Origin of the sequence: Pedobacter nototheniae, assembly GCF_004335085.1 — a bacterium.
GTDB lineage: Bacteria > Bacteroidota > Bacteroidia > Sphingobacteriales > Sphingobacteriaceae > Pedobacter > Pedobacter nototheniae.
Map to the genome: position 1 here is coordinate 247,123 of NZ_RQRS01000001.1, position 22,938 is coordinate 270,060.

Annotated in this window: 22 protein-coding genes; 17 read left to right on the forward strand and 5 right to left on the reverse strand. The window is 35.3% G+C overall.

All coding sequences use genetic code 11. From position 1 onward, the window contains the following. Positions 1-313: 313 nt before the first annotated feature. The gene (locus EHC72_RS01095) at positions 314-763 is read right to left on the reverse strand and encodes a DUF4293 family protein (protein ID WP_131535631.1); all 450 of its coding nucleotides are present in this window, start codon (positions 761-763) and stop codon (positions 314-316) included. A 5-nt stretch (positions 764-768) separates the two neighbouring features. Beyond that, positions 769-1,236: a DUF4293 domain-containing protein gene (locus EHC72_RS01100; protein WP_131535632.1), complete on the reverse strand. Its 468-nt coding sequence runs from the start codon at positions 1,234-1,236 to the stop codon at positions 769-771. Between the two features lie 84 nt (positions 1,237-1,320). On the opposite strand from EHC72_RS01100, the gene truA reads away from it, so the two are divergent. The 3 genes from truA to EHC72_RS01115 all read left to right on the forward strand — a co-directional run bounded on the left by truA (position 1,321) and on the right by EHC72_RS01115 (position 4,173). Next, positions 1,321-2,073, forward strand: a complete 753-nt coding sequence (gene truA / locus EHC72_RS01105) for a tRNA pseudouridine(38-40) synthase TruA (protein WP_131535633.1) — start codon at positions 1,321-1,323, stop codon at positions 2,071-2,073. A 90-nt stretch (positions 2,074-2,163) separates the two neighbouring features. Beyond that, positions 2,164-2,313, forward strand: coding sequence for a hypothetical protein (locus EHC72_RS01110; protein WP_131535634.1), 150 nt, complete (start codon positions 2,164-2,166; stop codon positions 2,311-2,313). 90 nt (positions 2,314-2,403) lie between these two features. Further along, the gene (locus EHC72_RS01115) at positions 2,404-4,173 is read left to right on the forward strand and encodes an ABC transporter ATP-binding protein (RefSeq protein WP_131535635.1); all 1,770 of its coding nucleotides are present in this window, start codon (positions 2,404-2,406) and stop codon (positions 4,171-4,173) included. A gap of 55 nt (positions 4,174-4,228) precedes the next feature. Here EHC72_RS01115 and EHC72_RS01120 read toward each other — a convergent pair whose 3' ends face one another. Then, positions 4,229-4,426 carry a hypothetical protein gene (locus tag EHC72_RS01120; protein WP_131535636.1) on the reverse strand — a complete coding sequence of 66 codons (198 nt, stop codon included), beginning with the start codon at positions 4,424-4,426 and terminating at the stop codon, positions 4,229-4,231. A gap of 137 nt (positions 4,427-4,563) precedes the next feature. Here EHC72_RS01120 and EHC72_RS01125 point away from each other — a divergent pair, with 137 nt between their 5' ends. The 9 genes from EHC72_RS01125 (at position 4,564) to EHC72_RS01165 (ending at position 14,982) form a co-directional block, all read left to right on the forward strand. Next, a complete protein-coding gene (locus tag EHC72_RS01125; RefSeq protein WP_131535637.1) occupies positions 4,564-5,589 on the forward strand; it encodes an isoaspartyl peptidase/L-asparaginase family protein in 1,026 nt (341 codons plus the stop codon). A gap of 55 nt (positions 5,590-5,644) precedes the next feature. Continuing rightward, the gene (gene dctA, locus EHC72_RS01130; protein WP_131535638.1) at positions 5,645-6,919 is read left to right on the forward strand and encodes a C4-dicarboxylate transporter DctA; all 1,275 of its coding nucleotides are present in this window, start codon (positions 5,645-5,647) and stop codon (positions 6,917-6,919) included. A gap of 157 nt (positions 6,920-7,076) precedes the next feature. Continuing rightward, positions 7,077-8,072 (forward strand): 23S rRNA (adenine(1618)-N(6))-methyltransferase RlmF, encoded by a 996-nt coding sequence (rlmF, locus tag EHC72_RS01135; protein ID WP_131535639.1) that lies wholly within the window; start codon positions 7,077-7,079, stop codon positions 8,070-8,072. A gap of 235 nt (positions 8,073-8,307) precedes the next feature. Continuing rightward, positions 8,308-9,180, forward strand: a complete 873-nt coding sequence (gene sucD, locus EHC72_RS01140) for a succinate--CoA ligase subunit alpha (protein WP_131535640.1) — start codon at positions 8,308-8,310, stop codon at positions 9,178-9,180. 410 nt (positions 9,181-9,590) lie between these two features. Continuing rightward, the gene (locus EHC72_RS01145) at positions 9,591-10,091 is read left to right on the forward strand and encodes a methionine-R-sulfoxide reductase (RefSeq protein WP_131535641.1); all 501 of its coding nucleotides are present in this window, start codon (positions 9,591-9,593) and stop codon (positions 10,089-10,091) included. Between the two features lie 200 nt (positions 10,092-10,291). Further along, positions 10,292-10,672 carry a septal ring lytic transglycosylase RlpA family protein gene (locus EHC72_RS01150; protein ID WP_131535642.1) on the forward strand — a complete coding sequence of 127 codons (381 nt, stop codon included), beginning with the start codon at positions 10,292-10,294 and terminating at the stop codon, positions 10,670-10,672. A 449-nt stretch (positions 10,673-11,121) separates the two neighbouring features. Continuing rightward, positions 11,122-12,096 (forward strand): ribonucleoside-diphosphate reductase small subunit, encoded by a 975-nt coding sequence (locus EHC72_RS01155; protein WP_131535643.1) that lies wholly within the window; start codon positions 11,122-11,124, stop codon positions 12,094-12,096. A gap of 165 nt (positions 12,097-12,261) precedes the next feature. After that, positions 12,262-14,646, forward strand: coding sequence for a ribonucleoside-diphosphate reductase subunit alpha (locus tag EHC72_RS01160; RefSeq protein WP_131535644.1), 2,385 nt, complete (start codon positions 12,262-12,264; stop codon positions 14,644-14,646). Between the two features lie 114 nt (positions 14,647-14,760). Next, the gene (locus EHC72_RS01165; RefSeq protein WP_131535645.1) at positions 14,761-14,982 is read left to right on the forward strand and encodes a cysteine-rich CWC family protein; all 222 of its coding nucleotides are present in this window, start codon (positions 14,761-14,763) and stop codon (positions 14,980-14,982) included. A gap of 3 nt (positions 14,983-14,985) precedes the next feature. Here the strand turns inward: EHC72_RS01165 and EHC72_RS01170 are convergent, their stop codons facing one another. Beyond that, positions 14,986-15,543: a hypothetical protein gene (locus EHC72_RS01170; RefSeq protein ID WP_211660256.1), complete on the reverse strand. Its 558-nt coding sequence runs from the start codon at positions 15,541-15,543 to the stop codon at positions 14,986-14,988. Positions 15,544-15,991: 448 nt separating this feature from the next. Here EHC72_RS01170 and EHC72_RS01175 point away from each other — a divergent pair, with 448 nt between their 5' ends. The 5 genes from EHC72_RS01175 to fabG all read left to right on the forward strand — a co-directional run bounded on the left by EHC72_RS01175 (position 15,992) and on the right by fabG (position 21,452). Further along, positions 15,992-17,956 carry an SPFH domain-containing protein gene (locus tag EHC72_RS01175; RefSeq protein ID WP_131535647.1) on the forward strand — a complete coding sequence of 655 codons (1,965 nt, stop codon included), beginning with the start codon at positions 15,992-15,994 and terminating at the stop codon, positions 17,954-17,956. A 206-nt stretch (positions 17,957-18,162) separates the two neighbouring features. After that, entirely contained in the window at positions 18,163-19,038 is an 876-nt protein-coding gene (locus EHC72_RS01180; RefSeq protein WP_131535648.1) for a carbon-nitrogen hydrolase, read from the forward strand. A gap of 143 nt (positions 19,039-19,181) precedes the next feature. Beyond that, positions 19,182-20,258 carry an agmatine deiminase family protein gene (locus EHC72_RS01185; protein ID WP_131535649.1) on the forward strand — a complete coding sequence of 359 codons (1,077 nt, stop codon included), beginning with the start codon at positions 19,182-19,184 and terminating at the stop codon, positions 20,256-20,258. A gap of 97 nt (positions 20,259-20,355) precedes the next feature. Next, the gene (locus tag EHC72_RS01190; RefSeq protein WP_246029350.1) at positions 20,356-20,658 is read left to right on the forward strand and encodes a GIY-YIG nuclease family protein; all 303 of its coding nucleotides are present in this window, start codon (positions 20,356-20,358) and stop codon (positions 20,656-20,658) included. 50 nt (positions 20,659-20,708) lie between these two features. Continuing rightward, positions 20,709-21,452 carry a 3-oxoacyl-[acyl-carrier-protein] reductase gene (gene fabG / locus EHC72_RS01195; protein WP_131535650.1) on the forward strand — a complete coding sequence of 248 codons (744 nt, stop codon included), beginning with the start codon at positions 20,709-20,711 and terminating at the stop codon, positions 21,450-21,452. 318 nt (positions 21,453-21,770) lie between these two features. On the opposite strand, the gene EHC72_RS01200 is transcribed toward fabG, so the two are convergent. After that, entirely contained in the window at positions 21,771-22,856 is a 1,086-nt protein-coding gene (locus EHC72_RS01200) for a zinc-binding dehydrogenase (protein ID WP_131535651.1), read from the reverse strand. Positions 22,857-22,938: the final 82 nt, after the last annotated feature.

Consider the following 22,938-nt stretch of genomic DNA (forward strand, 5'->3'; position numbering starts at 1 on the left):
ATAATGCTGCTATGCAAGAAAGAGTGCCAGCCTTGACTTTTGGGTACCTTTTTGTTAAGAAAAAGGTACGAAGCCCGTCTGGCGAGACAGTGTTTTCCGCTGCCGCGGAGGCTTCTATTCTTTTTGACAACAAAAAGAACCAAAAATTGTCGGCTTGCAATTTTTCTCTTTAAGGCAGTGGGTGGGCTTAGGGGGTGCTTTCCGAATAATTGACCATGCCGATTGAGAGCTTTATAAAGAAACAGTAGTTATAGCTTATAAGAGTTGAGAATTTAGTAATAGAAATGGATATAGTACAATTATGGAAATTAATTCAGCCATTTTCTTTTAAAGAATTCTTGTTATTCGTTATCGCTAGTATGCAAAAAAGGACGGCTATTAAAGGCAAATAAGCAGCTATTTCAAATTGTATTAGTTTAGTTTCAATAGGTAATTTTAGTGTATAGAAAATGCAAAAGCTATCAAAAACACTGATAAGAATAATCGAGGCAATTACGATTTTTTTTTGAAGCTTTTTTTTATGATTAAATATATTTACAAAACACGTTAAAGCTAATGCTATATTTACAGTTAGCAATAAGTAAAGAGGTTCTTTTTTAGTTGTTATAAATTCTCCTGCATCCCAATAAGATATTGCCCTTGTTGTGTAAAGTAAAGGAAATTCAACTCCATTTATTTGAATACTTGCTATTGGTGAAAAAATCATTACCACTAATATCAATGATGATAAAAATAGCCAAAGTGAACTAGCTCTCTTTAACATCAAAGTTATCTTAATCTTTCTGCAGAGCGAATTAGCCTTTCATCCTTATTAATACCAAAGATAGCCAACACGCAAAACAAAATAGCCAACGCAGGCATATAAGCACCAATTCCAAAGGTGGCGCCTTCGCTACCGCCAGGAAGCTCTTTTAAATGAACACTACACCAAAAGGCAAAACCACCAATAGCAACAATTGTTATAATTAGTATTCTTTTTTGAAGCGTTCTTTTTTTGAAATTGAAAATATTAATGAAGCACATTATTGCAATCACAATATTTAAAATTAATAAAGGTAAAAATGCATCTACCGATAATACTTTGCCTGTTTTCCCCGCTACAATTTGGTGTAATCCAGTGGTGTAAACTGTTGCATCAGATCCATTGACATCTTTAGTAGCAATTGGTAAAAAGATCATTAAAACTAAGGTAAAAGTTGCTAGCAACAGCCAAACGGATTGTATTCTTTGTATCATGTTAATTCAATATTTAAGGCAAATATATTTAATTCCATCTTACTACTCCATCTAATAAAAGGAAAAAAGTATTTTTGCATCACTTTGAGTAAAAAACGATATTTCATACAACTGGCTTATGATGGCAGCTTATACCACGGCTGGCAAATTCAACCGAATGCAATAACGGTTCAGGAGTGCTTGGATAAAGCAATGTCTATCTATTTTAGGCAAGCTATAGAAACTTTGGGTTGCGGTAGAACTGATGCCGGAGTACATGCAACTGAATTTTTTGCACACTTTGATGTTGAAAATTTTAATGAAGCGAAGGTTTTAAATGCAGTATCGAGCATTAATGCTTTGTTACCTTATCAAATTGCTGTCAAAAAGATAATCACAGTGGCTGATGATGCACATGCAAGATTTGATGCAACAGCAAGAGCATATAAATACTATATTCACTTCGAAAAAGATCCATTTAAACTGAATAGATCGTGGTTAATAAAGGATAAATTGAATGTTGTTTTAATGAACGAGGCAGCTAAAGAGTTATTTAATTACAACGATTTTTCGTGCTTTAGTAAATCGAATACACAAACTTTTACCAATAATTGTAAAATTACCGAGGCCGTTTTTGAAGAGAAGGAAGGAGGCTTAGTTTTTACTATTAAAGCCGATCGCTTTTTAAGAAACATGGTGCGTGCAATTATGGGTACGCTTGTTAGAATAGGTAAGGGAGAGATTGATATTGAGGACTTTAAGAAAATTATAGAAAGTAAAAATCGAAGCAATGCCGGACAATCTGTTGCAGCTTGTGGTTTATATTTGGTGAAGATTGAATATCCTTATATTGAATGATAGAATTAATGAATGAGAGAATGTTAATTGGCGATTGCCTTTAAAATTCACTCATTCAATCCTTTTCTCATTCAAAATTAAAAAAATAAAATGGGTACACTCGTTAGAATAGGTAAGGGAGAAATTGATATTGAGGATTTTAAGAAAATTATAGAAAGTAAAAATCGAAGCAATGCCGGACAATCTGTTGCAGCTTGTGGTTTATATTTGGTGAAGGTTGAATATTCTTATATTGAATGATAGAATTAATGAATGAGAGAATGTTGATTGGCGATTGCCTTTAAAATTCACTCATTCAATCCTTTTCTCATTCAAAATTAAAAAAATAAAATGGCAATAACTGGCGATGTATATAACACAGGATTATTAAAACGTATTTTTCAATACGTAAAGCCTTATCGTGCCGTTTTCGTGTGGTCGGTAATTTTAACTATTTTGCTTGCGGCTATTTCTCCGGTTCGTCCATTTTTAATTAAATACACACTCGATCATTATATATTAACAGGTAAATATTCAGGTTTGGTTAACATGACAATCCTGATGATTTTTATGTTGATTTTACAAACGTTAATCCAATACAATCATACGCTTCTAACCAATACTTTAGGTCAGTCGGTTATTCGGGATTTACGTATAAATGTATTCAATCACATTACTAAACTCAAACTCAAATTTTTTGATAAAACACCAATAGGTCAGCTAATTACAAGAACTGTTTCCGATTTAGAAACCATTGCGGATATTTTTTCTGAAGGCTTAATTTCCATGATTGGCGATACCCTGCAAGTAGTTGTAATTATTGGCGTAATGCTTTATACCGATTGGGAGTTGAGCATTGTGGTGCTTTTGCCCATTCCCTTATTAATTATGGCGACAAGAAAGTTTCAAAAATCTATAAAAGTTGCTTTCCAGGAAATTAGAACTGAAGTAGCCAATTTGAATACTTTTTTACAAGAACACATTACAGGTGTTTCAATTGTGCAGTATTTTGCCAGAGAGAAGCAAGAATATAGAAAGTTTAATGCCATTAATAAGCGTTATCGCGATGCTAATATTCGTTCTAACTGGTATTATTCTATCTTTTTCCCTGTGGTTGAGTTAATTTCAGCCATGTCATTGGGACTCTTGGTTTGGTATGGAGCAAAAAGTATTCTGGCTAAACCGTTGGATGTAACTCCTGGCACCATTACACAATTTATTATGTATTTAGGGATGGTTTTTACGCCAATTCGCCAACTGGCAGATAAATTTAACACCCTTCAAATGGGAATGGTTGGAGCCGAGCGTGTTTTCAAAGTATTGGATACCGATGAAAGTACACCAAATTTAGGTACGCAAAAGCCTGCACATCTTAATGGAAACATCAAATTTAAAAACGTTTGGTTTGCATATAATGATGAAAATTATGTGCTTAAAGATTTATCTTTTGAAGTTAAAGCCGGTCAAACTGTAGCTTTAGTGGGGGCAACCGGAGCCGGAAAATCTTCAACCATTAATATTTTAAATCGTTTCTATGAAGTTAAAAAAGGCGATATAACCGTTGATGGAATTCACATTGAAGATTTTGAGCTAGATTACCTTCGTAGTAATATTGCAACGGTTTTGCAAGATGTTTTTCTTTTTTCGGATACCATACTAAATAACATCACCTTAAATAATCCCCAAATTACTATTGAAGAGGTGGTTAATGCGGCAAAAAAAGTTGGTGCTCACGATTTTATTGAGCGTTTGCCGGGCGGTTATCAATACAACGTAATGGAAAGGGGAGCCACGCTTTCTGCAGGTCAGGCACAGCTAATCTCATTCATAAGAGCGTTGGTTCATAATCCAGCAATTTTAGTATTAGATGAAGCAACGTCCTCGGTTGATACCGAAACAGAATTACTAATTCAAAAAGCTATAGATAATTTAATGGATGGGCGAACCTCAATTGTTATTGCACACCGTTTATCTACCATCCAAAAAGCCGATCAAATTATTGTGCTTGATAAAGGTGAAATAAAAGAAAAAGGTACGCATCAAGAATTGCTAAAACTAAATGGTTATTATAAAAAGCTTTACGATTTACAATTCTCATCAGAAGGAATTGCAAAAGCTTAACAATAAAACTTTAGAACTTTAATAAGCTCTAAAGTTTATCCAAATGGTAAATAATCTATTTTTCATCTAAAGGAATTTGGCATATATAGCCCACGCCCTGTACAAAATTGCAAGATCCGCATTGGTCTTCACAAGACATTTCTGAGTTTGCCCAAGGTAGGCATTGTTCATTACAACGAGGTTTGCCTGGGCCTACACCGCCGAGTACATTTTTCATTTCTAACCTGGATAGTTTACGTGTTGAGGAGTTCATATTTAGTAGTTTAAGTTTATTTGAATATAAATAAAATTTAATTCAAATTTTATAACCTTTTACTTACATTTCATGTTGCTAACTTTAATTCATAAAAACTTGCTAACGGAATTTTTGTATCTAAAATTTATAATAAAATGAAATCAATAAGATTATTAGCCGTGCTATTTGTAATGGCGTTAACATTCAGTGTTTCGGCACAACAACAAAAATATGTTATGGTTATTCATGGTGGCGCAGGCACAATCTTAAAAAAGAATATGACACCCGAAAAGGAAGCCGCTTATATTGCTGCTTTAACGGAAGCGCTAAAAGCGGGTTATGCTAAAATACAATCTGGCAAAACAAGTTTAGATGCCGTTGAAGCAACGATTCACGTAATGGAAAATTCTCCCTTATTTAATGCCGGTAAAGGTGCAGTTTTTACACACGATGGACGAAATGAATTGGATGCGGCCATTATGAATGGCAAAACTTTAGAAGCTGGTGCAGTAGCAGGAGTTACCACAATTAAAAATCCAATTTCGGCAGCACGTGCAGTAATGGAAAAATCAGAACATGTGATAATGGTTGGCGCCGGAGCAGATCAGTTTGCAAAAGATGCAGGTCTTGATATTGTTGATCCCAAATATTTTTGGACTAAGGAAAGATGGGATGGTTTGCAAAAAGCAATTAAGGAAGATTCTACAAAAGCAGTACTGGATCATGGCAATAAGAAATCTGAACTTTTAGGAATTAAAAACCACGACAATAAATTCGGGACAGTTGGCTGTGTGGCGTTAGATAAGGCCGGTAATTTGGCCGCAGGAACTTCTACTGGTGGTATGACAAATAAAAAATATGGTAGAGTAGGCGATTCGCCAATTATTGGCGCCGGCACCTATTGTAATAATGAAACAGCAGGTATTTCTTGCACAGGTTGGGGTGAATATTACATTAGGAATGTGGTAGCGAAAACCATTTCTGATTTAATGGAATACAAAAACTTATCGGTTGCCGAAGCTTCAAAAATTGTATTAGATAAAGTTGGTAAAATGGGCGGTGATGGAGGCCTGATTGCTTTAGATAGAAAAGGAAATGTTGCAATGCCTTTTAATACTGAGGGTATGTACAGAGGAACAATAACCGCCGATGGAAAAATTGAAGTGCTCATTTATAAATAGAAATTTTTATACTAGGTGAAAAAATAATTATATATTTCATCCCCAAACTACGTAAATGACATTTATAAAATTCGCAAAGCAAGTATTCTCCAATTTAACATTTCAGGTTATTGTAGCTATTATCCTAGGGATATTTGTTGGTGCTTACTTTCCTGGTTTTGCGCCAACAGCTAAATTAATCAGTCAGGGTTTTATCAATATGATTAGCATGCTAATTGCGCCGATCATATTTTTTACCATCGTTTTGGGGATTGCCCACATGGGTGATATGAAAAAGGTTGGTAGAGTGGGCGGAAAGGCATTATTGTACTTCGAGATTGTAAGTACTGTAGCGATTGCCATTGGTTTATTAGTGGCTAATATTTTAAAACCTGGCGTTGGCATTGAAACAACCAAAGGCGATGCAACTAAAATTGCAGGCTATGCCGAACAGGCAAAAGATATGAATTGGGCAGAGTTTTTTCTACATATAATCCCACATAATGTTATTGCATCCTTCGCTGAAGGTAATATCTTACAGATTTTGTTCTTCGCCATTCTTTTTGGCTATGGATTAAATAAACTTGGCGGAGAAGGAACACCAGTTTTAAACGCATTCGATAAAATTTCGAAAGTACTCTTCAAAATCATGAAGGTGATTATGAGATTAGCCCCAATTGGTGCTTTCGGTGGTATGGCTTTTAGTATTGGCACACACGGTATTCAAAGTATTTACGGAATGGCAAAACTAATGGGGTCGGTTTATTTAACCTGTATTCTATTTATTTTTGTGATTTTAAATGGCATTTGTAGATATTATAAATTCAGTTTATGGCAATATCTGAAGTACATCAGGCAAGAAATACTAATTGTTTTAGGCACCTCCTCGTCAGAATCTGCGCTGCCAAGTATGATGCAGAAAATGGAAGCCATCGGTTGTGATAAATCTGTTGTAGGTTTAGTTATTCCAACAGGTTATTCATTTAACCTCGATGGAACTGCAATTTATCTAGCAATGGCCGTAATTTTTCTTTGTCAGGTTTTTCATATCGATCTATCCATCGGTCAGCAATTAACTATTTTAGCTATATTAATGGTTACTTCAAAAGGAGCCGCAGGTGTTACCGGGAGCGGCTTTATTGTGTTGGTTTCTACACTTACCGCACTTAAAATTATGCCTATCGAACACATTTCAATTTTAATAGGAGTGGATCGTTTTATGAGCGAAGCTAGAGCCATAACAAATGTAATAGGAAATGGAGTAGCAACCATCGTAATTGCGAAAAGTGAAAATCAATTTGACGAAGAAAAATATCAATTGGCAATAAGACCAGCCGTTTTAAATGAGTAGTTTTTAACTAGCGGGTTTTACATCGAGTTGGTAGAGTCTAAATGGCATAAAATCACATTAAATACATAGGTTTAGCCACTTGCTTATACTCCCAACTCTTTTGCCTACCTTTGCATTAGAAATAAGCACACAGCTTATTTAATTAATCGATACCATATTGGCTCAGCAAAAAGAAAATAGCCGCTCAGAAAAAAGCGAGCTACACCCACGTAACAAACACCGTTCACGCTACAATTTCAAACAACTTATAGGAACATCTAAAGAACTTAAACGTTTCGTTTTTAAAAATGATCACGATGAAGATTCTATAGATTTTGCTGATCAAAGCGCTGTAAAAGCACTTAATAAAGCGTTATTAAAACATTTTTATGATATTCCACAATGGGATATTCCTAAAGATTATTTGTGTCCGCCAATACCAGGCCGTGCAGATTATATTCATTACGTAGCTGATCTTTTAGGCTCAAGTAATAAAGGTAAAATTCCAAAGGGAAACAATATTAAAGTATTAGATATTGGAATGGGCGCTAATTGTATTTATCCAATAATTGGACATCAAGAATATGGTTGGAATTTTGTAGGCTCAGATATTGATCCACTTTCTATTGAATCTTCAAAACGGATTATTGATGCAAATAAATCTTTACAGGGCGCAATAGAACCACGTTTGCAATCTTCAAGAATGGGTATTTTTAGAGGAATTGTTGGCGCAAAAGAACAATTTGACGTAACTATTTGTAATCCACCATTCCATGCATCATTAAAAGAAGCTGAACAAGGAACCCGCCAAAAATGGAGAAATCTTAAAGGTGAAGCAGAAGTAAAACATGTTTTAAATTTTGGTGGAAATAAAGCCGAATTATGGTGCCCAGGTGGAGAAAGAGCTTTTATCGAGCAAATGATTATTCAAAGTGCTCAAATTCCAAATCAGTGTTTATGGTTTACTTCCCTGGTTTCTAAAAGTGCAAACCTGAAAAGTATTTATAGCGCCTTAATTAAAGCAAAAGCTTTTGAAGTAACCACAGTTCAAATGTCGCAAGGACAAAAAATTAGTCGCTTTGTAGCATGGACGTTTCATAACGAAGCAGCACAAGCAGAGTGGGCTAAGAAATGGAAAACTGAAACTTCAAAAACAGAAGCAAAAACAATTTAAAATTCCCTTAATAAAATATTACTTAAGCCCAGTTAGCGATTAAAGTTAACAGGGCTTTTTTATTTTATATCGTAGATAAGTCTTTCGCTTAAAGCATAAAAACTTTATTTCCAAGCAAGGCAGAAGTCGCCTTAGTGTAATTACTTACAATTACTTATAATTTGCTTTAAATAATATGCTTTTGGGTTTGACTTTCCAGTCAATAATATTAGCTTTGCACAAAAAAAATTGATACATGAGCGTTTTAGTAAATAAAGATTCTAAGGTTATCGTTCAGGGTTTTACCGGAAACGAAGGAACTTACCACGCCGAGCAGATGCTGGCTTATGGTACAAACGTAGTTGGTGGTGTAACGCCTGGCAAAGGTGGGCAATCGCATTTAGATAAGCCTGTTTTTAATACTGTTAAAGATGCCGTTGATAAGACGGGTGCAAATGTATCTATCATTTTTGTGCCACCGGCTTTTGCTGCTGATGCAATTATGGAAGCTGCCGAAGGTGGTATTAAAGTTATTGTTTGTATTACTGAAGGTATCCCTACAAAGGATATGATTCAGGTTAAAGAATATATTGCAGATCGTGATGTAACCCTTATTGGCCCTAACTGCCCAGGTATTATCACTGCTGATGAGGCTAAAATTGGTATTATGCCAGGGTTTATCTTCAAAAAAGGTAATGTAGGTGTTGTTTCTAAATCAGGAACTTTAACTTACGAAGCAGTAGATCAGGTTGTTAAAGCTGGTTTAGGTATTACAACTGCTATCGGTATTGGTGGTGATCCAATTATTGGTACGCCAACAGTAGAAGCTGTTAAATTATTAATGAACGATCCAGAAACTCACGGTATCATCATGATTGGTGAAATTGGTGGTGGTATGGAAGCAGAAGCTGCCCGTTGGATTAAAGAACATGGTACTAAGCCTGTTGTAGGCTTTATCGCTGGCCAAACTGCGCCTCCAGGACGTAGAATGGGCCACGCTGGTGCAATTGTTGGTGGAGCTGATGATACTGCTGCTGCGAAAATGAAAATCATGCGTGAGTGTGGTATTCGCGTAGTAGAAAGTCCGGCTGAAATTGGAGCTGCAATGGCAGAAGAATTAGCAAAGTAAGATTTTAAAATTTACATAATGAAAGCGTTTCGATTAATTTCGGAACGCTTTTTTTGTTTTTAAATGTTACCACGGAAACACTAAAGCCACGGAAAATAAAGGGGAAGAATGTTATAATTAATTATTTAGAGTGTTCTGAATGTAACGTGGGTTTGATTTTAAATTTTGGAAAGCCAGTTCTTGAAATAAGAAGGGTTGTATGGTAAGAAAATGATTCCGTGTAATTCTGTGCATCGGTGGCAAATAATAAAGTTTCTAAAATGAATTATTTACTTCAATCTATAAAAATCCTTGATCAAATTTAATTTTATCACCAATTTGTAAACTGTATTGCAAATATTGATAACAACAAACCAAAATCTATAGCTTAGCGTATATGTGTTTATAAGCAACTTAAACACACATACAAAATGAAAACGATGTTAAATAAACTAATTTTAGTTTCGGCTGTTATTATAACAATGGGATTTAGTGCATGTGCACAAAAACAAGATAAGCAGGCAAAACAAACTAAAGAAACAGAACAAATAATACCAAAGAAAAAGATGAATTGGAATCCGCTAACACCTGAAGAAGAAAGAGTAATTGTTAATAAAGGTACCGAATACCCAGGTACAGGTAAATATGAACACACTACTGATAAAGGAACTTATGTTTGTAAAAGATGTAACGCACCACTTTATCGTTCAGAAAGTAAGTTTGATGCACATTGCGGATGGCCTGCATTTGATGATGAAATTAAAGGCGCAGTTAAACGTATTCCTGATGCAGACGGATCACGTACAGAAATTGTTTGCGCCAATTGTGGTGCTCACTTAGGACACGTATTTTTAGGGGAAGGATTTACAAATAAAGATACCCGCCATTGCGTAAATTCAATCTCTATGAATTTTGTGCCAGATAAAAAATAAAGAGTAGGATTAGTTGGGTTAGGATAAGGTGTAAGACATAAGTTTTACACCTTTTTTTGTACTCCATAAAAATAGCAAGTTCTAATGGAAGGATTATAATATATTGCGTTTAAGCTGCTTTAAACGTATATTTTTAGGGTAAAAGTTTGATTATAAACTAAATGCTTATATTTGCATGCTCTTTAGAAAAGATTTAGCCTATGAGATACCTTCTGTTATTAAGTAGTTTGTTTTTGTTTTTACATAGCAACGCACAAAATTCTGATTCGAATAATGAACCAGATAGCATCAAAAAAACAGGATATGCAACCTATTACCACAGAAAATTCGAAGGTCGCCGCACCTCAAGCGGAGCACGCTACCGCGGTAAAAAATTAACCGCCGCTCACAGAACACTTCCCTTCGGTACCAAAATTACAGTAACCAACCCAGCTAATGGAAAATCAGTAACGGTTAAAGTAAATGATCGTGGTCCATTTGTTAAAAAATATGCTATAGATTTATCAGAAAGCGCCGCAAAAGAAATCGGTATTTACCGTAAAGGTAGCGCTAAGGTACAATTAAGCTATAGTGTTGAATAGCACTCTTTTTAGCTCTAATTTAAAGGCTAAATTTAAGTTATTAACACTCATTTTGGTTTCCTAAACCCTTAAAAAGAAATGATTAGCTTTTTTTTCCATTGAAAATGATATTTAGCTGATCGTTTTCTCCACCCAAATCGAACAAGTGTTAACAACTTTGACTAACAAAAAAGGGCTCACTTCTATATATTTGTTCAACAAAGTTCTTTAAGTTCTTGCCTTTGAAAACAAATATAAAAGCTTAATTTTTAGTGATTTAAAAAGCGGATCTCCTGATTTAAAAATTAAATTCCTCAACTAAAAACAAAGTTGTTCATCAAAAGCCAGGCTTAACACTTTCACAAAACAGAGTTTTGATATAAGACCAAACAATCATCATATAAAATTGATGGCTGAGGTGCTTCGTCTGCTCTAAATAAAACGATTAAAAGATTAAAAACTATCAGCGTATGGAACAGGATGAATTACTATTAAGAGAAAACAAAGACCGATTTGTGCTTTTACCAATTAAGTATCCGGCAATTTGGGAAATGTATAAAAAAACCGAAGCAAGTTTCTGGACGGCCGAGGAAATCGATCTTTCTGATGACCAAAAACATTGGGATAACTTAAATGATGGCGAAAGACATTTTATTTCGCACATTTTAGCTTTCTTTTCTGCCAGTGATGGTATAGTAAATGAAAACCTGGCTGTAAACTTTATGAGCGAGGTTCAACTACCTGAAGCGCGTTGCTTCTATGGTTTCCAAATTATGATGGAAAATATCCATGCAGAAACCTACGCCTTATTAATTGATACCTATATTAAAGATCCTGAAGAAAAAGATCGCTTATTCCATGCTATTGATACAGTTCCGGCTGTAAAAAGAAAAGCGGAATGGGCACTTCGCTGGATTGAAAATGGAAATTTTGCCGAACGTTTAGTTGCCTTCGCAGCTGTAGAAGGTATTTTCTTTAGCGGTAGTTTCTGTTCAATTTTCTGGTTGAAAAAACGTGGCTTAATGCCAGGATTAACTTTTAGCAATGAGTTAATTTCCAGAGATGAAGGTTCACACTGTGAGTTTGCATGTTTATTATACAGCATGTTGAGCAATAAACTATCAGAAGAACAAGTGCATGCAATTATTAGCGATGCCGTTGAAATTGAAAAAGAATTTATTACCGATGCACTTCCAGTTGCTCTAATTGGTATGAATGCAAAATTAATGAGCCAATATATTGAATTTGTAGCCGATAGATGGTTACAGGAATTGGGCTACACAAAAATTTACAATGCTACAAATCCATTCGATTTCATGGAAATGATTTCGTTACAAGGAAAAACAAACTTCTTCGAGAAACGTGTTGGTGATTATCAAAAAAGTGGTGTATTAACCTCTGCTGATAATAATAAACAAGCATTTTCTTTAGATGAGGACTTTTAAAGGAATTTAGAATTAATGAATGATGAAATGAGTGAATGCTCTTTTATCAATCAATCAAAAATTAAATAAATATATAATGGATGGAGCAGGGCGATGGGTGTATTAACATTATCTCATTCAAAACTTACTCATTCAATCATTAATAAAATTTAAATCTCAAAATATATGTTCGTACTAAAAAGAGATGGCCGCAAAGAGGCGGTACAATTTGACAAAATCACTGCCAGGATTCAAAAGCTGTGCTACAGTTTAAATTCAGACCTTGTAGATCCTATTGATGTAGCCAAAAAGGTTATTGAAGGTTTATATGACGGTGTAACAACTTCTGAATTAGATAACCTTGCCGCAGAAACTGCTGCATCGTTAACTACAAAACACCCTGACTATGCCTTGTTGGCATCGCGTATAGCAGTTTCTAACTTGCATAAAAATACGACGAAGTCATTCTCGGGAACGATGAAAATGTTGTACGAATATTTCGACCCGAAAGCACAAAAAGCTGCCCCGCTTATTGCTGATGACGTTTATGAGATTATTGAAAAAAATAAAGATATTTTAGATAGTTCTATTATTTATGACCGTGATTTCGGATTCGATTATTTCGGTTTTAAAACTTTAGAAAAATCTTACCTTTTAAAAGTAAACGGACAAATTGTTGAGCGTCCTCAGCATTTGTTCATGCGTGTTTCTGTAGGTATCCACAAAGAAGATATTGAAAGTGCAATTAAAACGTATAATTTAATGAGTGAGCGTTGGTTTACACACGCTACGCCAACCTTATTTAATGCTGCTACACCAAAACCTCAAATGTCATCATGTTTCTTGTTAACTATGCAAGATGATAGCATCGAAGGGATTTATGATACATTAAAACAAACTGCTAAAATTTCTCAAAGTGCTGGCGGTATTGGCTTAAGCATCCACAATATCCGTGCAACAGGCTCTTACATTGGCGGTACAAATGGTACAAGTAATGGTATCATCCCAATGTTACGTGTTTTTAATGATACAGCACGCTATGTAGATCAGGGTGGAGGTAAGCGTAAAGGTGCTTTTGCAATTTATTTAGAACCTTGGCATGCTGATGTTTTTGAGTTTTTAGATTTACGTAAAAACCACGGTAAAGAAGAAATGCGTGCCCGTGATTTATTTTATGCCCTTTGGATAAATGATTTGTTTATGCAACGCGTTAAAGATAACGGCGATTGGACATTATTTTGCCCACATGAAGCCCCAGGCTTAGCCGATTGTTTTGGAGCAGAATTTGAAGAACTATATACTAAATACGAAGCAGAAGGTCGTGGTCGTAAAACGATTAAAGCACAAGAACTTTGGTTTGCAATTTTAGATTCGCAAATTGAAACGGGTACACCTTATATGTTGTTTAAAGATGCAGCGAACAGCAAATCTAATCAGCAAAACTTAGGTACTATTAAGAGTTCTAACTTGTGTACCGAAATTATTGAGTACACCTCTAAAGATGAAGTTGCTGTATGTAACTTAGCATCATTAGCTTTACCTCGCTTTGTAATTGGCGGTCAATTCGATCATCAAAAATTATACGATGTAACTTATCAAGCTACATTAAACCTAAATAAAATCATCGATCATAACTATTACCCTGTTCAGGAAGCTGAAAACTCTAACATGCGTCACAGACCAGTTGGATTAGGAGTACAAGGTTTGGCTGATGCATTTATTTTAATGCGTTTGCCTTTCGAAAGCGATGAGGCTAAGCGTTTAAATAAAGATATTTTCGAAACAATCTATTTTGCATCAATGACTGCTTCGCATGATTTAGCTGTAAAAAACGGTCCTTATCAAACATTTAAAGGTTCTCCTTTATCAAAAGGTAAATTCCAGTTTGATCTTTGGAATGTAACTCCAGATAGCGGTCGTTGGGATTGGAATGCATTACGTAAAAAAGTAGTAAAAGATGGTGTATACAACTCTTTATTAGTTGCGCCAATGCCAACTGCATCTACTTCACAAATTTTAGGTAATAACGAATGTTTTGAACCATATACTTCAAATATTTATACCCGTCGTGTATTAAGCGGAGAATTTGTAGTAGTAAACAAACATTTATTAAAAGATTTAGTAGCATTAGGTTTATGGAACAACGATATGAAAAACAAAATCATATTGGCAAACGGTTCTATCCAAGCTATAGCTGAAATTCCTGACTATATTAAAGAATTATACAAAACAGTTTGGGAAATTAAAATGCGTAACATCATTGATATGGCTGCAGATCGTGGCGCTTATATCTGCCAGTCGCAATCTTTAAATCTATTTGTAAACGCACCGAATACATCAAAATTAACTTCAATGCACTTCTACGCATGGGAAAAAGGTTTAAAAACCGGTATGTATTACTTACGTACACAAGCTGCATCGCAAGCGGTTAAATTTACGGTAGAAAACCAAGGCGGTAAAGCAATTGAAGCAGTTATCCCAGCAGAAATGTCGCAAGATCAAGTTGCAGAAGAAATCATTGACGGCCCAGTTTGTTCAATGGAAGAGGGTTGCATTAGCTGCTCTGGATAGAAACGAGGAAAGAAAGCGGAAAGTTTAAAGTCTGCTTGTCGATTACATATTCAAAATTAAGTAAGGTTTTGGGCAAATGCTCAAAACCTTATTTTTTGTTTATATTTTTGCACCATGTCTTCACATATCCATAGCGCCAAACACGAAATCATTCCTTGCGAAAGATGCAATACTGCTATTGAATGTAAGGCAAATTCTTACACCAAATGCCAATGCAGCGTAGTGCAATTAAGTATTAACGAAGTACAGTACATAAGTGAATTATATGATGGTTGCCTTTGTGCTAAATGCTTAAAAGAACTTCAGGATGAATATCAGGAAGGTTTAAAAGTATAAAATTTATAAACGATCCAATTCTTGCTGTAATTCTTTAGCTAACACGAGATAGGTTTCCGCATTTTCGTCGTGATATTCTTCCGTATATTCTTTTAAAGCAGAAATATATTCTTCTATAAATTCTTTATTCGTTTTATCAGCCTCATACTTAATGCGAGCAGTATTAATCGGTTCTTGTTTTTCGTAACGTCGAAGAATTAAACCTTCTTCCGATTCATCGTATAAAATTACAATATTCTTTTCGTAGCCGGGAATATACTTAACAGGAAAGGCCTTATCCGTTGATGGGATACGAATTGAATTTTCAATTGGATAGATAGTCGCCGAAGTTGTCGAAAAATAAGTATTTACATATTTGCCATCCTGTTTTTTTACAATGGCTTCGTAATCATGAATATTTTGTTCATTTAAAGTAGAGCTTGTTTCTATATTAGAAGTAATGATCGCCGTACTTTTTACACCAAATTTGTTCAAAAACCAGGCATTTAAAAACTGACTTGCAAAACCATTGGCAATAGAAAGCGGAAAGATTAAGATAAGGACCCATGCCTTTCTGCTCAATCTGAAGATTAAACTTATAATTAAAATAATTATAAGAACGGTATAAAAACCATGGTGGCTAATAAAATAAAGTATTTTGGATAGAAAGATCATTTTAATTAAGATTATTAAATAAGATCAAAGCCTCTTCAAGTTAAATGAAGGTAGTAAATAGTATTCGAAATTGGTTGATTAATCCTTTAAATATTTGTTTTTTAGGTGTTTCCATCTACAATTACATTTCTAAGCACCCGGATAAACTAGAGCGTATAAGTGGATTTTAATAATAATAATGAACCTACTTTCAAAAGAAAATGTGCCTTTAAATCATTTAAACACAGGTGTTTTTTCGACTTAATTTTTTAGAAAAAAAATGTGTTAAAAAGAGTAACATTCTTGTAACGGAACCATCTATATCATGCTTGATAAATGAATTATCATGCATCAAAAACTAAAAATAATATAGATTATGGAATCTCTCGTTTCTAATTACTGGTGGGTTTTAGTGGCACTGTTATGTGTAGTTTTATACAAATATATTTTACGCTTCTTATTTGGGATGGTTATTGTTCCTGAAGATAAGATTGGATTAATTACCAAGAAGTTTGTACTCTTTGGCTCAGATCGTGAGCTACCTGATGGACGAATTATTGCTGTAAAGGGCGAAGCAGGTTTTCAAGGTAAAACATTAGCCCCAGGTTTATACTTTGGTATGTGGTTTTGGCAATATAGTGTAACCATGGAACAATTTACAATTATCCCCGAAGGGAAAATTGGATTAATTATGGCAAAAGATGGTGCCGAAATTCCAACAGGAAATATTTTAGGGCAAAGGGTAGAATCTGATAACTTTCAGGATGCAGTGAAGTTCCTGGAAAACGGAGGTCAGCGTGGTCGGCAAACTTCTTATATAACTTCGGGTTCTTACCGTATAAACACCATGTTATTTCAAATTTCGGTTACAGATATGATCCGAATACAAGAAAGTATGGTCGGAATTGTAACTACGCTTGATGGTTTGCCAATTGAAGCAAATCAAATTGCTGGTAAACTCATTGATGGACATAATAATTTCCAAAACTTCGATAATTTTATTAAAAACGGTGGTAATCGTGGTTTGCAACCTCAGGTTATTTTGGCGGGTTCTTACAATTTAAATCCATGGGCAATTCAAATGGAAGAAATCCCGATGACGGAAATTGCAATTGGTTATGTAGGTGTGGTTATTTCTTACATAGGTAATGAGGGAAATGATTTAACTGGAGTTGACTTTAAGCATGGAAATATTGTAGCAAAAGGCTCTAAAGGTGTATGGCTGGAGCCCCTTGGACCAGGTAAATACCCAATTAATAAATACATTATGAAGGTAGAGTTGGTGCCAACAACAAATTTGGTTTTAAATTGGGCATCTGCCAGAAGTGAGGCACACAATCTAGATAAAAATTTATCAACAATTACGGTACGTTCAAAAGATGGTTTCCCTTTTAATTTGGATGTTGCTCAAATTATTCACGTTCCAACAACTGAGGCACCAAAGGTAATTGCACGTTTTGGTAACATGGTTAACCTGGTTTCGCAAGTTTTAGAGCCAACTATTGGTAACTATTTCCGTAATTCGGCTCAGGATAGCGACGTTATTGCTTTCTTAAGTACCCGTAAAGAACGTCAGGAATCCGCGAAAGAACACATTCGTAAAGTATTAGATGAATATAATGTGAATGCAGTTGATACGCTCATTGGAGATATTGTACCACCAGAATCATTAATGAAAACCTTAACCGATAGAAAAATTGCGGAAGAGCAAAAGGTGACTTATAATACACAGAAACAAGCGCAGGAAACCCGCCAAGGTATGGAAAAGGAAACTGCAATTGCTGATATGCAAAAGGATATTGTAAAGGCACAACAAAGTGTTGAAATTGCCGAACGTACAGCAAGTGCAACGGTTAAAAAATCAGAAGGTGATGCAGCGGGGGTTAAACTGGCAGTTGGTGCAGAAGCTGAGGCTACCAAGATGAGAGCGCATGCAGAGGCTGAAGCAACTAAAGCAAGGGCACAAGCAGACTCTGAAGCCATAAAGCTAAGAGCATCTGCAGAAGCAGAACAAATTTCACTTACAGGTAGCGCAGAGGCAGGAAAAATTTTAGCAGTAGGTAAATCAACAGCAGAAGCCTATGAGTTAGCCGTAAAAGCACTGGGTGGTGAAAACTTTACCCGTTATAAAATTACTGAAGAACTATCCAAAGGTAATGTTAAGCTTATCCCTGATGTATTAATTGGTGGAAATGGAAATAATGGCGGTTCAGCGATGGATGGCTTATTAGGATTAAAACTAATGGAATTAATGGATCCTGAGAAACGAAAAGAAGTGGTTGCAGTGGCAGAAATTGTTGAATCGAAGCCAAAACCTAAGAGAGATAACATTAATCCTTAATTTAATTTGAAGTTTAAAGTCCCAATGAAAATTTGGGCTTTTTAATTTTTATTCATTTCGATTACAAAAACAATTACATAATAATGCCGTTCTACTTTTAAACAAAATAGTAACTTTGCAACCTAATTTTGAATGAATAAATTTTGAATGATTGAATGATGTGCAATCACTCATTTTATCATTCTCTCATCCTATAATTTAAAAAAATGAGTAAAGTAAAAGTTGGCTTAGTGCAGATGAGCTGTACTAAAGATAAACAGGAAAATTTAGATAAAGCAATTGTTAAAGTTAGAGAAGCTGCCGCAAAGGGCGCACAAATTGTGTGTTTGCAAGAGCTTTTTACTTCTCTATACTTTTGCGATGTAGAAGATTATGATAATTTTGACTTAGCCGAAGCTATTCCAGGTCCTTCAACCGATGCTTTATCAGTTGTGGCAGCAGAGTTGGGCGTTGTTATTATTGCTTCTTTATTTGAAAAACGTGCTCAAGGTTTGTATCATAATACAACCGCAGTTTTAGATGCGGATGGAAAATATTTGGGCAAATACCGCAAAATGCACATTCCTGATGATCCTGCTTTTTATGAGAAATTTTACTTCACCCCGGGCGATTTAGGATACAAAGTTTTTGAAACTAAGTTTGCTAAAATCGGTATTTTAATATGTTGGGATCAGTGGTATCCTGAAGCATCAAGAATTACTGCTTTAATGGGGGCTGATATTATGTTTTATCCAACAGCCATTGGTTGGGCAACCGATCAGGATGAGGAAACAAACCAAGATCAGTACAATGCATGGCAAACCATTCAACGTTCTCATGCCGTAGCAAATGGCGTTCCGGTTGTAAGTGTTAACCGTGTTGGTTTTGAACAGGATGGAGCTATGAAATTTTGGGGCGGAAGTTTTGCAACAAACGCTCAAGGTAAACTACTCTATCTGGCTTCACACGATCAGGAAGAAACAACAGTTGTTGAATTAGACTTGAATCAAAGCGATTTTATGCGTAAACACTGGCCGTTTTTAAGAGATAGAAGGATAGATTCTTACCAGCCAATAACTAAAAGATATATAGACGAAGATTAAGCAGAGAGGTTAAAGACCAAAGCTTAAAGCGAAAACTATTCATGAGTGTCATCCTGAGCCTCCCGAGAAATCGGGACGAATGGTCGAAAGACTAAACATTTGGACAAGCTCAATGTGATACCTTTAAATTACAAGATTAACAAATGTCACAATTTCCTCCAAGAAAAGAGTTTAATATTAATCAATTCGATTATTCACCGAAAAAACAAGGATATTCTTTCCCTGCTGAATGGGCTAAACATGAAGCAACCTGGTTAAGCTGGCCGCATAAAGAGGCAAGTTGGCCTGGAAAAATCGAAACCATTTATAAGCCTTATTGCGAATTTATAAAAGCAGTTGCTGAAGGTGAAAAGGTTCGCATTAATGTGAAAGATGAAGAAATGAAAGCATTTGCTTTAGCCGAACTGGATAAAGTTGGTGCAGATTTGAATCAGATTGAATTTTATTTTAATGAAACGAATGATGCCTGGTGCAGAGATCATGGGCCAGCTTTCATATTAAATGGAAATAAAAAAGCGATAGTTGATTGGGGCTATAACGCGTGGGGTGGAAAATACCCTCCGTTTGATTTGGATGATGTTGTACCTACAAAAATTGCCATGTACTTCGATTTACCCTTGTTTTTACCCGACATTGTAATGGAAGGTGGATCTGTTGAATTTAATGGAGCAGGAACAGTTTTAACAACAACAGCTTGTTTGCTAAATGAAAACCGTAATCCACATTTAACAAAAGAACAGATTGAAGAATACTTAACAGAATACTATGGTGTTGAACAAGTTTTATGGCTTGGCGATGGTATTGTAGGCGATGATACAGATGGACACATTGATGATATTACCCGTTTTGTAAACGAGGATACCGTTCTAACTGTAATAGAAAGCAATCCCCTGGATGAAAATCATATTCTTTTAGAAGAGAATTATGAAAGTTTAAAAAATATGAAGCTAAAGGATGGCAGGCCATTAAAAATTGTGAAATTACCAATGCCTTCTCCTGTTATTCATGAAGATACTCGCTTACCAGCTTCATATGCCAATTTTTACATCGCTAATGCAGCAGTTATTGTTCCAATATTTAACGATGTAAACGATCAAATTGCTTTAGATATTATTCAAGGCTGTTTTCCGGATAGAAAAGTAATTGGTATTAATTCTGTGGATATTATTTGGGGATTAGGTAGTTTCCATTGCTTAAGTCAACAAGAACCAGCGGTATAGTTTATGCAGACTGTCATCCTGAGCCTGTCGAAGGAAGATAGATTTAATAGTTTGTTCTAAGAGAAGTTCAAGCCAGTAAATTTTTGTAAATTAGGATATGCCAGCGATTCACAACTACTTCGTTTATTTGCTTGAATGCGCTGATAAAAGCTATTATACAGGTATAACCAATGATCTAAGTGCAAGATTTGATGAACACAACGGAGGAAAAAATATAAAGGCATATACTTTTAGTCGTAGGCCATTAATATTAAGATATTATAAACGTTTTGAACGGATAGAGGATGCAATAGATTTTGAAAAGCAGGTAAAGGGTTGGAATAGAAAAAAGAAAGAAGCATTATTTAAAGAAGATTGGGATGAGATTGTCAGATTATCAAATCTAAAAATGGAAAAATAGATATATTTGGTCTTCGACAAGCTCAGACTGACAAACAAATAAAATAACGAATGAAATTATTAGAAGGAAAAACAGCATTAATTACAGGTGCTTCAAAAGGAATAGGTCGTAAAATAGCAGAAAAATTTGCAGAACAAGGTGCAAATGTTGCTTTTACTTACTTATCATCAGTAGAAAAAGGACAAGCTTTGGAAGAAGAACTTAAAAGCTTTGGAACACAAGTTAAAGGTTATCGTTCTGATGCTTCTAAATTTGACGAAGCCGAGCAATTAATTAATGATATTGTTGCTGATTTTGGTGCTTTAGATATTGTTGTAAATAATGCAGGAATTACTAAAGATGGTTTATTAATGCGTATGAGCGAAGAAAACTGGGATGATGTGATTAATGTAAATCTTAAATCGGTTTTCAATGTAACTAAATCAGCATCAAAAGTAATGATGAAAGCCCGAAAAGGTGTTTTTATTAATATGAGCTCAGTTGTAGGAATTACAGGTAACGCTGGCCAGGCAAATTATGCAGCATCAAAAGCTGGTATTGTAGGCTTTACTAAATCAGTAGCTAAAGAGTTAGGTTCAAGAAATATACGTGCCAATGTTGTTGCTCCAGGATTTATCCGTACTGAAATGACAGAAGTTTTAGATCCTAAGGTTGTTGAAGGATGGGAGAAAGATATTCCACTTAAGCGTGCAGGTGAAACTGAAGATATTGCAAATGTTTGTGTCTTTTTAGCTTCAGATATGAGCGCTTACGTTACTGGGCAAACATTATCCGTTTGTGGTGGGATGCTGTAATAGAGGTTGAGGGTTAGAAGGTTTGAGGTTGAAGGTTTCATTTTCAGAACTATAAAATATTGAGAGGCGTAAGATAGGTTAACCCTAAATCTTACGCCTTTTTAGTATCAACCTGATTTCCTTGAGATTTGCAAATTAATATTTATTCATATTGACCAATTTAGTTCCACTAGCTGAGTCGATCGTCATGCTGAACTTGTTTCAGCATCTTTCCAGCCAAAATAGACCCTGAAATAAATTCAGGGTGACGGTTCTAGCTCAAAAATGCTTACAGAAGATCTTTAAAAAGCATATTATAAAGACTCAGGTTATCATCTATTATTGTTTCACGCCTACTCTGTAATGTTGCCCTTTACTCGCTATTTCAAAAGCTTCGTCCAAATCATTAAGTTCAAAATCAGTTCCTACAAGGCTCGCAAAAGGATATTTTAAATGATTTTTTTCTATAAAATCCACAGCTACAGCCAAATCGGAAGGGGTGTAATTGTGTAAGCCCTTAATTGTTAATACGTTTCTAATAATCATTTCTGCATTTACCGCAGTTTTTGGCTGACTGTAAACCGCACCGATCCAAACGGCAGTACCGCCAATATTTAACAATTCGAGCCCCTTTTCCATAACGGCAGGTAAACCTGTGGTATCAATCACAATATCTATTTTGTCTTCAATTTCAAGTTGAGCCTGAAGTTCAGCTACAGTTAAGTCAGCATCTAAAAATTGCTTAACTCCAAATTCCTTTGCAAAAAGTATCCTTTTGGGGTTAACATCCATCCCAAGTACCTTTTTTGCACCAGCTTCATTAGCTAGGGCACAGGCAGAAAGCCCTAACATTCCTAAACCTGTAATCAATACATTTTTATTACTGATATTGCCCGCAACCCTTAAAGCCCCAGCCATTGTAGCGTGCGTGCAATTTAGTGGTGCCAATACCTTTAAATCGATGTTTTCTGGCAACTTAAAAATGGCAGTTCCCTCTTTCAGCAGGCAATGTGTAGCAAAACCACCGTTTAGCGAATCGTTAACTCCAAATTGATGATGGCCGTATTTATAAAGATTTGGTGATTTTTGTGGAATACCGTTTCGTGCTAGTTCGTTGTTTGGGTCAAAAGCATAAATACACCAAGTTACTAAATCACCAATTTTTAAGGTTGTACCACGTTCATCTTTAGGTGGTTGATCTCCAAAAGTTACAATTCTACCAATAATTTCGTGGCCAAGTATACAAGGCGATGGGGTAGATCTTCGCCCATTGTAGGTGTGTAAATCGCTTGCACAAATGGTTGTATATAATATATTTACTAAAATCTCGCCAGTTGATGGCGGGCTTAGTACAACACTCTCTTTTGCAAAAGCTTTACCGGTTTCGCTAAATACCATAGCTAAAGCTTGATTGTCATTTTTCATAATAGGAATTAAGGTTCAAACAAATCTATGGTATTTAGTATTACTATTTTAAGTTTAGTATAGTTAAACAAATAAGTTAATA

What these genes read in the sequence shown, in the direction of transcription:
- EHC72_RS01095 (WP_131535631.1), bottom strand. Translation starts at nt 763, where the DNA reads ATGTTAAAGAGAGCTAGTTCACTTTGGCTATTTTTATCATCATTGATA.
- EHC72_RS01100 (WP_131535632.1), bottom strand. Translation starts at nt 1,236, where the DNA reads ATGATACAAAGAATACAATCCGTTTGGCTGTTGCTAGCAACTTTTACC.
- EHC72_RS01110 (WP_131535634.1), top strand. Translation starts at nt 2,164, where the DNA reads ATGGGTACACTCGTTAGAATAGGTAAGGGAGAAATTGATATTGAGGAT.
- EHC72_RS01115 (WP_131535635.1), top strand. Translation starts at nt 2,404, where the DNA reads ATGGCAATAACTGGCGATGTATATAACACAGGATTATTAAAACGTATT.
- EHC72_RS01120 (WP_131535636.1), bottom strand. Translation starts at nt 4,426, where the DNA reads ATGAACTCCTCAACACGTAAACTATCCAGGTTAGAAATGAAAAATGTA.
- EHC72_RS01125 (WP_131535637.1), top strand. Translation starts at nt 4,564, where the DNA reads ATGAAATCAATAAGATTATTAGCCGTGCTATTTGTAATGGCGTTAACA.
- dctA (WP_131535638.1), top strand. Translation starts at nt 5,645, where the DNA reads ATGACATTTATAAAATTCGCAAAGCAAGTATTCTCCAATTTAACATTT.
- sucD (WP_131535640.1), top strand. Translation starts at nt 8,308, where the DNA reads ATGAGCGTTTTAGTAAATAAAGATTCTAAGGTTATCGTTCAGGGTTTT.
- EHC72_RS01145 (WP_131535641.1), top strand. Translation starts at nt 9,591, where the DNA reads ATGAAAACGATGTTAAATAAACTAATTTTAGTTTCGGCTGTTATTATA.
- EHC72_RS01150 (WP_131535642.1), top strand. Translation starts at nt 10,292, where the DNA reads ATGAGATACCTTCTGTTATTAAGTAGTTTGTTTTTGTTTTTACATAGC.
- EHC72_RS01155 (WP_131535643.1), top strand. Translation starts at nt 11,122, where the DNA reads ATGGAACAGGATGAATTACTATTAAGAGAAAACAAAGACCGATTTGTG.
- EHC72_RS01160 (WP_131535644.1), top strand. Translation starts at nt 12,262, where the DNA reads ATGTTCGTACTAAAAAGAGATGGCCGCAAAGAGGCGGTACAATTTGAC.
- EHC72_RS01165 (WP_131535645.1), top strand. Translation starts at nt 14,761, where the DNA reads ATGTCTTCACATATCCATAGCGCCAAACACGAAATCATTCCTTGCGAA.
- EHC72_RS01175 (WP_131535647.1), top strand. Translation starts at nt 15,992, where the DNA reads ATGGAATCTCTCGTTTCTAATTACTGGTGGGTTTTAGTGGCACTGTTA.
- EHC72_RS01180 (WP_131535648.1), top strand. Translation starts at nt 18,163, where the DNA reads ATGAGTAAAGTAAAAGTTGGCTTAGTGCAGATGAGCTGTACTAAAGAT.
- EHC72_RS01185 (WP_131535649.1), top strand. Translation starts at nt 19,182, where the DNA reads ATGTCACAATTTCCTCCAAGAAAAGAGTTTAATATTAATCAATTCGAT.
- EHC72_RS01190 (WP_246029350.1), top strand. Translation starts at nt 20,356, where the DNA reads ATGCCAGCGATTCACAACTACTTCGTTTATTTGCTTGAATGCGCTGAT.
- fabG (WP_131535650.1), top strand. Translation starts at nt 20,709, where the DNA reads ATGAAATTATTAGAAGGAAAAACAGCATTAATTACAGGTGCTTCAAAA.
- EHC72_RS01200 (WP_131535651.1), bottom strand. Translation starts at nt 22,856, where the DNA reads ATGAAAAATGACAATCAAGCTTTAGCTATGGTATTTAGCGAAACCGGT.